The organism is Micromonospora sp. NPDC005087 (assembly GCF_042872965.1).
GTDB lineage: Bacteria > Actinomycetota > Actinomycetes > Mycobacteriales > Micromonosporaceae > Micromonospora.
Window position 1 is genome coordinate 245,880 of record NZ_JBIALB010000006.1, and the last position, 11,780, is coordinate 257,659.

Annotated in this window: 11 protein-coding genes; 3 read left to right on the top strand and 8 right to left on the bottom strand. The window is 73.0% G+C overall.

Annotation, left to right across the window (positions count from 1 at the left end; translation table 11 throughout):
- Positions 1 to 31 precede the first annotated feature (31 nt).
- Positions 32 to 364 (top strand): hypothetical protein, encoded by a 333-nt coding sequence (locus tag ACFYPS_RS17100; RefSeq protein ID WP_354963183.1) that lies wholly within the window; start codon positions 32 to 34, stop codon positions 362 to 364.
- Here the strand turns inward: ACFYPS_RS17100 and rny are convergent.
- The 7 genes from rny to ACFYPS_RS17135 all read right to left on the bottom strand — a co-directional run bounded on the left by rny (position 361) and on the right by ACFYPS_RS17135 (position 8,706).
- The gene (gene rny / locus ACFYPS_RS17105) at positions 361 to 2,127 is read right to left on the bottom strand and encodes a ribonuclease Y (protein WP_354963184.1); all 1,767 of its coding nucleotides are present in this window, start codon (positions 2,125 to 2,127) and stop codon (positions 361 to 363) included. The genes ACFYPS_RS17100 and rny overlap by 4 nt on opposite strands.
- A gap of 617 nt (positions 2,128 to 2,744) precedes the next feature.
- Entirely contained in the window at positions 2,745 to 3,443 is a 699-nt protein-coding gene (locus tag ACFYPS_RS17110) for a regulatory protein RecX (protein WP_354963185.1), read from the bottom strand.
- 14 nt (positions 3,444 to 3,457) lie between these two features.
- Complete coding sequence (gene recA / locus ACFYPS_RS17115) at positions 3,458 to 4,504, bottom strand: recombinase RecA (RefSeq protein ID WP_354963186.1); 1,047 nt, start codon at positions 4,502 to 4,504, stop codon at positions 3,458 to 3,460.
- A 184-nt stretch (positions 4,505 to 4,688) separates the two neighbouring features.
- A complete protein-coding gene (locus ACFYPS_RS17120) occupies positions 4,689 to 4,889 on the bottom strand; it encodes a DUF3046 domain-containing protein (protein ID WP_074318010.1) in 201 nt (66 codons plus the stop codon).
- Between the two features lie 4 nt (positions 4,890 to 4,893).
- Positions 4,894 to 6,219 (bottom strand): MFS transporter, encoded by a 1,326-nt coding sequence (locus tag ACFYPS_RS17125; protein WP_354963187.1) that lies wholly within the window; start codon positions 6,217 to 6,219, stop codon positions 4,894 to 4,896.
- Between the two features lie 124 nt (positions 6,220 to 6,343).
- Positions 6,344 to 7,048 carry a UdgX family uracil-DNA binding protein gene (locus tag ACFYPS_RS17130; RefSeq protein WP_354963188.1) on the bottom strand — a complete coding sequence of 235 codons (705 nt, stop codon included), beginning with the start codon at positions 7,046 to 7,048 and terminating at the stop codon, positions 6,344 to 6,346.
- Positions 7,049 to 7,365: 317 nt separating this feature from the next.
- A complete protein-coding gene (locus ACFYPS_RS17135) occupies positions 7,366 to 8,706 on the bottom strand; it encodes an aminotransferase class I/II-fold pyridoxal phosphate-dependent enzyme (RefSeq protein ID WP_354963189.1) in 1,341 nt (446 codons plus the stop codon).
- A gap of 34 nt (positions 8,707 to 8,740) precedes the next feature.
- Between ACFYPS_RS17135 and ACFYPS_RS17140 the strand changes: the two genes are divergently transcribed.
- Positions 8,741 to 9,982, top strand: coding sequence for a bifunctional pyridoxamine 5'-phosphate oxidase family protein/GNAT family N-acetyltransferase (locus ACFYPS_RS17140; protein WP_354963190.1), 1,242 nt, complete (start codon positions 8,741 to 8,743; stop codon positions 9,980 to 9,982).
- A complete protein-coding gene (gene leuE, locus ACFYPS_RS17145) occupies positions 9,982 to 10,650 on the top strand; it encodes a leucine efflux protein LeuE (RefSeq protein WP_089017168.1) in 669 nt (222 codons plus the stop codon). The genes ACFYPS_RS17140 and leuE overlap by 1 nt, the downstream gene beginning before the upstream one ends.
- 73 nt (positions 10,651 to 10,723) lie before the next feature.
- Here leuE and ACFYPS_RS17150 read toward each other — a convergent pair whose 3' ends face one another.
- The gene (locus ACFYPS_RS17150) at positions 10,724 to 11,653 is read right to left on the bottom strand and encodes a sporulation protein (protein WP_354963191.1); all 930 of its coding nucleotides are present in this window, start codon (positions 11,651 to 11,653) and stop codon (positions 10,724 to 10,726) included.
- Between the last annotated feature and the right edge of the window lie 127 nt (positions 11,654 to 11,780).

Below are 11,780 nucleotides of genomic sequence, written 5' to 3' on the forward strand. Positions count from 1 at the left end.
TTCGCTCCGTGAACAGGGCAAACTCTCACCAATGAACACCGTCGCCCAGTTCGTCGTCGGGACAGTGGTGGCGCCGGCCGGCGCCGTCATCGTCTACCTGCACGGAGTGTGGGCGGGCCACTTCATCGACCTCCGGGCCACCAGCGAGTACTGCTCCGCGAAGCCGTTGGCGTCGACGCCGACCAGCACCGACTGGCTGCCGCTGAGACACCTTTGTCGCTACAACGACGGCACCACGGCGGATCTCGTTCCCTCGAACGTCAACCCGATCGCGTTCCTCTGCCTGGCCGTCGCGGTGGTCTGCACCGCACTCGCCGTACGATCCGCCCGCGGAGCAGGCCGAGCTGCCGGTGTCGCGGACTAGCGGGCGATCTCGGTGACCCGGGACTCGCGGACCACGGTGACCCGGATCTGACCCGGGTAGGTCAGCTCCTCCTCGATCTGCTTGGCCACGTCCCGGGCCAGCACAGCCGCCCCGATGTCGTCCACGTCGTCCGGCTTGACCATCACCCGGATCTCCCGGCCGGCCTGCATGGCGAAGACCTTGTCGACGCCGAGCTTGCTGGCCGCGATCTCCTCGATCCGCTCGAGCCGCTTGACGTACGCCTCCAGGCTCTCCCGGCGCGCGCCCGGCCGACCGCCGGAGCAGGCGTCGGAGGCCTGGGTGAGGACGGCCTCGATGGTCTGCGGGGGCACCTCGTTGTGGTGCGCCTCGATGGCGTGCACCACGTCCTCGTGCTCGCCGTACTTGCGGGCCAGGTCGGCGCCGATGATGGCGTGGCTGCCCTCCACCTCGTGGGTGAGCGCCTTGCCGATGTCGTGCAGGAACGCCGACCGTTTGATGGTGGGCACGTCCAGCCGCAGCTCGGCGGCCATGAGGCCGGCGATGTGCGCGGTCTCGACGAGGTGCTTGAGCACGTTCTGCCCGTACGAGGTGCGGTAGCGCAGCCGGCCCAGCAGGGTGACCAGCTCGGGGTGGATCTCGGTGATGCCGACCTCGACAAGGGCGTCCTCGGCGGCCCGGTGGCAGAGCTCCTCCACCTCGTGCCGGGCCAGGTCGTAGACCTCCTCGATCCGGTGCGGGTGGATCCGCCCGTCCAGCACCAGCTTCTCCAGGGTTAGCCGGCCGACCTCCCGGCGTACCGGGTCGAAGCAGGAGAGCAGCACCGCCTCCGGGGTGTCGTCGATGATCAGGTTGACCCCGGTCACCGACTCGAAGGCGCGGATGTTGCGCCCCTCCCGGCCGATGATGCGCCCCTTCATCTCGTCGCCGGGCAGGTGCAGGACGCTGACCACGCTCTCCGCGGTCTGCTCACTCGCCACCCGCTGGATCGCGTCGACCACGATGTGCCGGGCCCGCTGCTCGGCGGTGCTGCGGGCGTCGGACTCGATGTCCCGCACCAGCAGCGCCGCCTCCCGCTTGGCCTGCGTCTCGATCGCCTCGATCAGCTCCAGCCGGGCCGCCTCGGCGGTGAGCCCGGCCACCCGCTCCAGCTCCCGGCGGCGCAGCTCCTCCGCCTCGGTGAGCTCGGCTTCCCGTCGGGTGAGCTCGGCCTCCCGGGCGGCCAGTGCGGCGCGGGCCCCGGTGAGCTGCCGCTCCCGCTCGGCGAACCGCTCCACCTCCTCGGTGTGCAGCCGCTCGCGCTCGTCCATCCGGGCCGCCCGGCGCTCCACCTCGGCCGCCTGCTCCCGGGTGGTGGCGGCGAGCACCGCCACCTCCCGCTCGCCGCTCCGACGGGCCGTGGTGCGCAACTGCTCAGCGTCCGCCTCGGCCTGCTTGTGCGCCCGCTCCAGCACCGTGTCGGCCTCCGCGCGGGCGTCGTCGAGCACCCGGCGGGCCTCGGCCCGGGCCGCCTTCGCCTCTGCCTTCGCCGCCGCGGCCTCGGCCCGGGCGGCCGACGCCGCGGACTTCGCCACGTCGATCGTGCTGTTGGCGTGGTCGGCCGCGCTGCGCAGGGCGGCCAGCGACTGCTCCTGGCGGTCCTTCTCGGCGATGAACGCCGGATCCTCCGGCACCGGGGCCGCGCCGACCCGGCGCAGCGTCCGGACGCCGAAGAGCACCGCGCCGACCACCACCACGGTCAGGACCAGTACGGCGGCGAGGAGCGCCATGTCGAAGGTGCTCATGCCGGGACCTCGTGCGGACCGCCGGTGAACTTGTGCCGCCCCGCCATGGCCGCCTCCCCCTGGATACGTCGGCGCCGCAGCGACCGTGCCGAGGGCACGCTCCTGCGGCTCTGGACGCCCGACCGGAGCGACTGGCCGTGGGTAGCTCTCTCCGCCGGCGGTGCCCGCGGGCATCGTCGGCGGCCGGGTGCAGTTGTCGCGCCGGCTCCGGACCGGCCTGCCCGGAGCTGCGATGAATGGCCGGTTGCGCTGGCCAAAGTGATGCTGTTCTGTTACGCGATCTATGTTGTGCGCTTAGCCTGCGCTTGGTCGGGCAATGTGAGCCTGTATGGCGAGGCTAGGTCTCCGGAGGCGGTCTGGTCAAGAACTCATGATCAAACCCCCCGAACGGAGAGAAGCCGCCACATCACCACGTGCTGATGTCGAGCCGGACACGGGCGGACAAACTCCGTGAGTGGGCTCGGTCAGTGAGCGTGTCCGCCCTGCTCAACCCGGCCCAAGCGCCCACTGGATGACACTCGGCCGTCCAGGCCGGCCCGGCGGTGTGACCCATCCGTCCAATTGCGGACATCCGCCGAGTGGCGCGGCGGGTCGGCCCCGGGCATCCACCCGGCCGCTCACCCGCCCGGGTGGTTGTCCCGCTCCAACTCGCCCTCAGCGTCGGCGAGCGCGTCGGCGTCGATCTGCTCGGCGAACTCGGCCGCCTCGGCGCTCTGCGCGGCGATCGCGTCCTTCACCGCCCGGATCGCCACGCCCGGCGGGTAACCCTTGCGGGCCAACATGCCCACCAGCCGCCGGAAGACCGCGTCGGGCTCACCACGGGCGGTGCGCAGCTTCCGCTCCACCAGCGCGCGGGCGGTCTCCGCCTCGGTCTCCTCGTCCAACTCGCCAAGCGCCTCGGTGGCCACCTCGCCGTCCACGCCCTTCTGGCGCAGCTCGTTGGCGAGCGCCCGCCGGGCCAGACCCCGCCCGGAGTGCCGACTGGAGACCCAGGCCCGTGCGAACGCGGCGTCGTCGATGATGCCGACCTCGTCGTACCGGTCGAGCACCTCGGCCGAGACCTGCTCGGAGATGCCCCGCTTGGCCAGCGCCCCGGCCAGCTCGGCCCGGGTGCGTGGCCGGACGGCGAGCTGGCGCAGGCAGATCTCGCGGGCCACCTCCGACTCGTCGCGAGGTGGTGACGGGGACTCGGCCGCGTCGGCCTCCCCGGACCGGCCACGGCGACCCCGCCGGGGACGGGGTGGATCGCTGGCGTCGCCCGTACGGGGCGGACTGGCATCCCAGCCCCGCCCCGTACGAGCGCGTCGTCCTGCCACGGGTCAGCGACCGGTCAGAAGTCGACCGGCGGCAGCTCCGGGCCACCGGCGGCGTCACTCGCGCCGACCCCGACGCCGAGCTTCTCCAGGATCTTCTTCTCGATCTCGGCTGCCACGTCCGGGTTTTCCTTCAGGAACTCCCGGGCCTTCTCCTTGCCCTGGCCGAGCTGGTCGCCGTCGTACGTGTACCAGGCGCCGGACTTGCGGATGATCGCCTGCTCCACGCCGACGTCGATCAGCGAGCCCTCGCGCGAGATGCCCTTGCCGTACATGATGTCGAACTCGGCCTGCTTGAACGGCGCGGCGACCTTGTTCTTCACGACCTTGACCCGGGTGCGGTTACCGACCACGTCGGTGCCGTCCTTGAGGCTCTCGATGCGGCGCACGTCGAGCCGGACCGACGCGTAGAACTTCAGCGCCCGGCCACCGGTCGTGGTCTCCGGGCTGCCGAACATCACGCCGATCTTTTCCCGGAGCTGGTTGATGAAGATCGCCGTGGTGCCGGTGTTGCTGAGCACACCGGTGATCTTCCGCAGCGCCTGGCTCATCAGCCGTGCCTGGAGACCCACGTGGCTGTCGCCCATCTCGCCCTCGATCTCGGCGCGCGGCACCAGGGCCGCCACCGAGTCGATCACGATGACGTCGATCGCGCCGGAGCGGATCAGCATGTCCGCGATCTCCAGCGCCTGCTCGCCGGTGTCCGGCTGGGAGACGAGCATCGCGTCGGTGTCGACCCCGAGGGCCTTCGCGTACTCCGGGTCGAGCGCGTGCTCCGCGTCGATGAAGGCCGCGATGCCGCCAGCCCGCTGGGCACTGGCCACCGCGTGCAGCGCCACCGTGGTCTTACCGCTGGACTCGGGACCGTAGATCTCGACCACTCGGCCACGTGGCAGACCACCCACACCGAGTGCCACGTCGAGCGCGATGGAACCGGTCGGGATCACGGCGGTCTGGATGACGGGCCGCTCCCCCAGCCGCATCACCGAGCCCTTGCCGAATTGCTTGTCGATCTGAGCGAGAGCAAGGTCGAGTGCCTTCTCCCGGTCAGGCCCTGCTGCCATGGTTGCCACCCCTGCCTTCGCCGGCGTCTTTGCTGAGCTTCGCGTCACGCGGACACGCTAGGCGCTGGGTCCGACAGAAAACCAGCCGACGGGCCGCGAGCTGTGGACGAGCACCCCGCTGTGGACAATAGCCGAACAGGTGTACGACTCGACAAGCGACACGCGGAAGCCGCGAAAAGGCTGCTCAGCGTAGTCGCGCGGGCACGCGGTCGGGATACGCGGCGCAGACCGCCCGCCACACCACGTGCGTCTGCTCCCCCGACGCCAGCGCCTGCTCGATGGTGCGTCCATCGAGCTGGGACAGCACCTGGTCGCGGGCGATGCTGGCCGCGTAGCCGGGGCCGAAGGCCTCCTCCAGCCGCGCCCAGAAGTCGGTCAGCCGCACGTGATCAGCCCTCCTCGTCCGGTGCCCCGGTCGGCACCGGCCGCAACGCTAGCGCCACCAGGGGCACCGTCGCGACCGCCGCGAGCAGGGTGAGCACCGGATAGCCGGCCACCTGCATGACAAACCCGCTGACCATGGCGGCGCCGGCCCCGGCCAGCCCCATGGTCAGGTCGGACAGCCCCTGGACGCTCGGCCGCACGCCGCCCGGCACCGACTCGGAGAGCAGCGTCGAGCCGGCCACCATCGTCCCCGACCAACCCAGCCCGAGCAGGACCAGCCCCACCGAGAGCCGGGGCGTGTGGTGCCCGGCGGTGCCGGCAACCGCGCACGCGGCCAGCAGCAGCGCCACCCCGCCGAGGATCACCACCCGCCGGCCGAGCCGGTCGGTGAGCCAGCCGACCAGCGGGGAGAACGCGTACATGCCGGCGATGTGCAGGCTCAGCACGATGCCGACGAGCCGCAGCACGTCGGCGTCGGCGTGCGACTCACCGAGCCGGACCGGGGTCATCGACATCACCGCCACCATCACCAGGTGGCCGACCGCCACCGCCGCGATGCCGAGCCGGGCGGCGGGCCGTCCGCGTACCACCGACCAGGCCGCCCGCATCCCGGCGCCGCGCGGCGCGCGCACCCCGACCGGCGCGGCGGCCGCAGCCGGCACTTCGGCGGGCGGCGCGTCGGCCGCCGCGAGACGGCGCGCGGTGAGCAGCGGGTCGGGCCGGAGCAACCCGAGGAGTACGCCGCCAGCCAGCACGAACGCGACCGCGCTGAACGCGAACGGGCCGGCCAGCGGCGGCAGCCCCCAGCCGGTGGTGACCCGGTCGGCCAGCGCGGCGAAGTTCGGCGCGGCCACCGCGCCGATGGTGGTTGCCCACACGATCAGGGAGAGCTGCCGGCCCCGGCGGGCCGGCTCGGCGAGGTCCACCGCCGTGTAGCGGGCCTGGAGGTTCGCGGCGGTGCCTCCGCCGAAGAGCAGCATGCCGAGGAAGAGCAGCGGCACCCAGCGGGTGGCCGCGGCCAGCACCACCAGCACGCCGCCGACGGCGCCGACCACGTACGCCATCACCAGACCCGGCCGCCGGCCGTGCCGCGCCATGATCCGGGTGACCGGGACGGCGAGCAGCGCCGCGCCCACCACACCGGCGCTCTGCGCCAGCCCGGCCACCGCCGTGCCGGCGATCCGGGCGGCGAGCAGGGCACCGACGGCGATGCCGATGGTCACGCCGACGCCGCCGATGATCTGGGTGGTGAAGAGCAGCCGCAGGGTACGGCGCTGGATCGGCGCGACGTCGGGCCGGACGGTACGCGGCGCGGTCAGGTCGGTGGCCATCGGCGCTCCTTAGGATGGGGGTGCCCCATCCTCGCGCACCCGTGCCGACCAGCGGCAGTGGGTTTCGCTGTCGGCCGAGCCGACGCTCGTCCCTCCGGCGCCGCGGTGTCAGGGCGGGGCGGTGTCAGCCGGACAGGGCGCGGGAGGCGACGGTGAGGTCGGCGACCAGCCCCTCGTACGCCTTGTCCTGATCGTCGGCGCGCAGCACCGCGGACGGGTGGATGGTGGCGAGCAGGCGGGCCTCGGGCGCGTCGGCCCGCTTTCCGGCGTTGTCCACCGGCACCCGCTGGAAGTCCTCCGCGTGCTGGGCCGACGCGGGCCAGGGCAGCAGCTCGCCCCGCTGGCGGGTGACCCGGAAGGACGGGCCGAGCAGCGCCTTGGCTGCTGTCGCGCCGAGCACCACCACGATCTCCGGGCGCAGCCGGGCGAACTCGGCGACCAACCACGGCCGGCACGCGGTGATGTGCACCCGGTCGGGGGTCTGGTGGATACGCCGCTTGCCGCGCAACTCGAAGCGGAAGTGCTTGACCGCGTTGGTCAGATAGATCTGCGAGGAGTCGAGCGCGGCGTCGTCGGCGGCCTTGCGCAACAGCCGCCCGGCGGGACCGACGAAGGGCAGCCCCTTCTGGTCCTCCATGTCGCCGGGCTGTTCGCCGACCAGGACCACCCGGGCGCTCTCGTCGCCCCGGCCGAAGACCGTCTGCGTGGCGTCCCGGTACAGCTCGCACCCCTGACAGCCACCCGAGGCGGCGCGCAGCTCGTCGATGGTGTCCGCGCCCGGCGGGATGAACCGCTGGGCGCCCGGGGCGCTCCCGGTCTGCTCGGCCATGCCGACTGTTATATACCCGTTCGCCGCCCGATGCCGGGTACGCCATGGTGGAGCGCCAGCACCGTCGGCCGGGCCGCGTCAGTACCCGTTGCCGCCGTCACCACCGGACGCGATCGCGATCAGCACGATCACGATGATGATGATCACCACCGCCACCGCGATCCAGAGCCCCTTGCGCGAGCCACCTGAAGCCATGTCTTCCACCTCCGGCGGCCCGCATACCCACCCCAACCGCTGTGAATCGTCGCGATAGCGCGCTTTCTGCCCTACCCAACCGCGCAGGCCCGGCGGCGACAGCCGCGCCCAACTCCGTTGGGTCAGGTGGAGAAGCCCGGTGGTGGGGCGGGATGGGCGGCGCGGGCCAGGGCGGCGGCCAGGGGAACCAGGTCCGGAATGGTGAGAGGGCTGACGGTGATGCGCAGCGCGGGCGGGGCGGCGATCCGGTAGAGGGCTCCGGGGGCCACCGACCAGCCGGCGTCGCGCAACGCGGTGACCGCGCTGGTCTCGTCCGCCACCGGCAGCCAGACGTTGATGCCGCTGCGGCCGTGCGCGGCCAGGCCGTGCTCCGCCAGCGCGGCCAGCAGCCCCGCACGCCGCTGCTCGTAACTCTCCGTCGCCCGCTCCACCACCTCGGCGACCGCCGGGTCGCGCCACAGCGCGAGCACCAGTCGCTGGAGCACGGTGGAGACCCAGCCCGCGCCGACCCGCGTCCGGCCGGTCACCCGAGCCACCGTGGTCTCGTCACCGGTCAGCACGGCCAGCCGCAGGTCGGGGCCGAAGGGTTTGCTCACCGAACGGAGGAAGGCCCAGCTCGCGGTCGCGCCGGCCAGCGGGTGCAGCGGTACGCGGGCCAGCTCGGCGGCGTGGTCGTCCTCGATGAGCAGCAGGTCGCGCCGGCCGGCGAGCAGCGCCCGCAGCGCCTCGGCCCGGGCGGCGGAGACGGCCGCGCCGGTCGGGTTCTGCGCCCGGCTGGTGACGACCAGCGCCCGCGCGCCGGCGGCCAACGCGGCGGCCACCCCGGCCACCAGCGGCCCTTCGTCGTCGAGCGGTACGCCGATCGGGCGCAGCCCCAGCGCGGCGACCAGGTCGAGCAGGTTGGCCCAGCCCGGATCCTCCACCGCGACCGCGTCGCCGGGACGCAGGTGGGCGCCGAGCAGCCGCTCGATGCCGTCCAGCGCGCCGCCGGTGAGGGTGAGCTCCCCGGCCGGCACACCGTCGGCGCTCAGCCGGGCACGGGCCGCCGCGGCCAACTCGGGCAGCACGCCGGCGTCGGAGTAGCCGACCGGCGGGCCGGTTTCGGCGGCCAGCGCCGCCAGGTGCGGGCCGAGGGCGGGCAGCAGCCGGGGGTCGGGCTCACCCCGGGACAGGTCACGGGCCCCGGGCAACGACGCCGGACGCAGCGCGGAGCGGCGGGCGGCCACCGGCGGGCGGGGGCGGACCCGGGTGCCGTGCCGACCGGCGGTGGCGAGCAGGCCGCGCTGGCGCAACTCCTGGTAGGCGCGGGCGACCGTGGCCGGGCTGACGCCCAGTTCAACGGCGAGCACCCGGACCGGTGGCAGGGCGGCACCTGGCGGCAGGCCCCCCGTGCGGATGCCCGACTCGATGCTGGCCGAAATCGCGACGGCCGTCGCCCCGGCGAACTGATAGCGTGCTGACACAAACAGGAGATTGTACTAGAACAAAGGGGCGAGCATGTACCCACCCACCGCCCGGACCATCCCCAGCCGTTCCCGGGACCGGATGAGCTACGACCGGGCCGCCGCGCACGCCGTGCTCGACGAGGCGTACCACTGCGCGCTCGGGTTCACCGTCGACGGCCAGCCGCGGGTGCTGCCCACCCTGCACGTACGCATCGGCGACACGCTCTACCTGCACGGCTCCACCGGCAGCCGGCCACTGCTCGCCGCCCGGGGCGACGGACTGCCGGTCTGCGTCACGGTGACCCTGCTCGACGGGCTGGTCTACGCCCGCTCCCAGTTCCACCACAGCGCCAACTACCGCTCGGTGGTCGCGCTGGGCACCGCCCGACTGGTCACCGACGAGCGGGAGAAGACCGCCATGCTCACCGCACTGGTGGAGAAGGTCGGCGCGGGACGCAGCGCGGCCAGCCGCCCGCCCAACCGGCGGGAGCTGGCCGAGACCGCCGTGCTGGCGCTGCCACTGCGCGAGGTGTCGGTCCGGGCCCGCACCGGTGGGGTGCGCGAGGACGAGGCCGACCTGCACCTGCCGCACTGGGCCGGGGTGCTGCCGCTGCGGCTGACCGCCGGGCTGCCGGAGCCGGACGCCGGGGTCACCGCGCCGCTGCCGGCGTACCTGCGGCCGAACCGGTCGACCTGGCTGGAACCGGTGGTGCTGCGCGGCGAGCACGTGCTGCTGGAGCCCCTGGACCCGAGCCACGCCGAGGGCCTGTACGCCGCACTCGACGACCCCGAGGTGTGGCGCCACATCGGCAGCCCGCGACCGACGAGCGTGGCCGAGATGACCGGCTACATCGGCGCCGCGCTGGAGGCTCACCAGCGGGGCGTGCGGGTGCCGTGGGTGCAGCGCTGCGCGGCCACCGGCACGGTGGTCGGCACCACCTCCTACTACCAGCCGGACGAGGAGCTGCGAACTCTGGAGATCGGCTACACCCAACTCGGCCGGCGGTGGTGGCGCACCGGGATCAACACCGAGGCCAAGCTGCTGCTGCTCACCCGAGCCTTCGGGGAACTGGATGCGACCCGGGTCACCTGGCAGACCAGCACGCTCAACGAGCGCTCGCAGCGGGCGATCGAGCGACTCGGCGCCACCCGGGAGGGCACCCTGCGGGCCAACCGCATACGCGCCGACGGAAGTTGGCGGAACTCGGCGCTCTACTCCATGCTTACCGACGAGTGGCCGAACGCACAGGTCAGGCTGCGGGAAAGGCTTCTCCGGACGGCACCCGTGGCGTGATGATGGCGGGCGTGCTGGGGATCACCGACATCTGGACGTACGTGCTGGGCACCGTGGCCATCATCCTGCTGCCCGGGCCGAACTCACTCTTCGTGCTCTCCACCGCCGCCAAGCGGGGAGTGGCGGCCGGTTACCGCGCGGCCGGCGGGGTGTTCGTCGGCGACGGGGTGCTGATGTTCCTCTCCGCCGCCGGGGTGGCGTCGGTGCTCAAGGCGTACCCACCGCTGTTCCTGGTGATCAAGTACGCCGGTGCCGCGTACCTCGGTTATGTCGGGGTGACCATGCTGCGCGGCGCCTGGCGGCGCTGGCGCGACCGCAACGACCCGAGCACGCCGCGGCTCATCGACGCCGCGGAGCCGGCGGCGATGCGCAGCCCGTTCCGCAAGGCGCTGGTGATCAGCCTGCTGAACCCGAAGGCGATCCTGTTCTTCATCTCGTTCTTCATCCAGTTCGTCGACCCCGGCTACGCCTGGCCGGCGCTGTCCTTCCTGCTGCTCGGGCTGATCGCCCAGGTGACCAGCGCGATCTACCTGACCGCGTTGATCTTCGCGGGCACCTTCCTGGCCACGCAGTTCCGCCAGCGTCGCCGCCTCGCCGCCGGCGGCACCACCGCCGTCGCCGCGCTCTTCCTCGCCTTCAGCCTCAAACTGGCCACCGCCTCGGTGTAAGGAAGGGCCCCCTGTTAACGCCTGCGGTAGAGGAGGGGGCCCCTATTAACACCGTTGACGGGCACAGGCCCCGCTAGGTGCCGTCGCCGCCGGAGCCGCCGCCACCGACTCCGGCATTACCGGCGGTGCCGCCGAGGCCGTAGCCGGGCCGGACCGGCTCGTCGGGGTGGCGGCTGACGTGGGCGGACTCGTCGAGCCGCGCGGACCAGTCGGCGTGTGCCGCCGCCGCGGCGTGCCGGTTGATCGCCTGGCGCAGCCAGCCGTCCACGGTGGCGATCCAGTCCCGCCGGTCGGCGTCCGCATGCCAGATCCGGAACCGGCTGATGCTCTGATGGGTGATCCCGGCCAGCGCCAGCCGGCGGTCCATCCAGAAGATCGCCTCCAGGCCCGCCGAGTTGGTCACGAAGATCACCTCCAGCTCGGTGATCGGGCCGGCGTAGAGCGGCGCCACCCAGTACCCCCACCGCTGGTGCAGCGGCAGGGTGTGCGCCACCCCCGGCAGCGCACCCTCCTGCAGACCGGCCTGGCGGATCATGAAACCCAGCGTCTCGAACGCCGCCAGCACGTGCTGCTGAGTGGGAATCGGGTGCACGAAGACCGGCACCATCGCCCCCTGATCCAGCTCCGGGTCGACGGAGACCTCGGTACGCAGCCCCATCCGCAGGCTCAGCAGCGGCACCCCGCCGAAGATGGTCACCGGGGTCTCCCACGGCAACGGCAGCGCGAAGTCGACCGCCCGACGCCGACCGGCCGGTACGACGAACCGGCCGGCGATCGGCAGCTGAAAAAACTGCACCAGGCGCCGGGCGGCGGCCGGATCATCCGGCTCGACCGTGGTGACCAGGCCGAGCCGGATGTGCCGCACCAGTACGTCGTCCGGCCCCGCCGTCAACGTCACGCGGCCCGGCAGGCGCAGGCCCGGACGGGTACTCGGGTTGGGAAGTGTGGTCTGCACGGACAGCCCGGTCCAGCCGGACTCCCGGGACACCCCCGTCAGCCGCACCGCGCCCCCTGTCAGGCCACGCCCCCAGCCACCCCAGCCCCGACGAGGCCACCTCAACTGTCGCGGACCCCGCGCCTGGTCACCCCGGCTTCCGCGAAGAGAAACCACCCCTCCGGTTCATCGCACC

Bases quoted from the DNA above. Each gene is read 5' to 3' on its own strand.
- ACFYPS_RS17100 (WP_354963183.1), top strand. From the start codon at position 32: ATGAACACCGTCGCCCAGTTCGTCGTCGGGACAGTGGTGGCGCCGGCC.
- rny (WP_354963184.1), bottom strand. From the start codon at position 2,127: ATGAGCACCTTCGACATGGCGCTCCTCGCCGCCGTACTGGTCCTGACC.
- recA (WP_354963186.1), bottom strand. From the start codon at position 4,504: ATGGCAGCAGGGCCTGACCGGGAGAAGGCACTCGACCTTGCTCTCGCT.
- ACFYPS_RS17125 (WP_354963187.1), bottom strand. From the start codon at position 6,219: ATGGCCACCGACCTGACCGCGCCGCGTACCGTCCGGCCCGACGTCGCG.
- ACFYPS_RS17130 (WP_354963188.1), bottom strand. From the start codon at position 7,048: ATGGCCGAGCAGACCGGGAGCGCCCCGGGCGCCCAGCGGTTCATCCCG.
- ACFYPS_RS17140 (WP_354963190.1), top strand. From the start codon at position 8,741: ATGTACCCACCCACCGCCCGGACCATCCCCAGCCGTTCCCGGGACCGG.
- leuE (WP_089017168.1), top strand. From the start codon at position 9,982: ATGATGGCGGGCGTGCTGGGGATCACCGACATCTGGACGTACGTGCTG.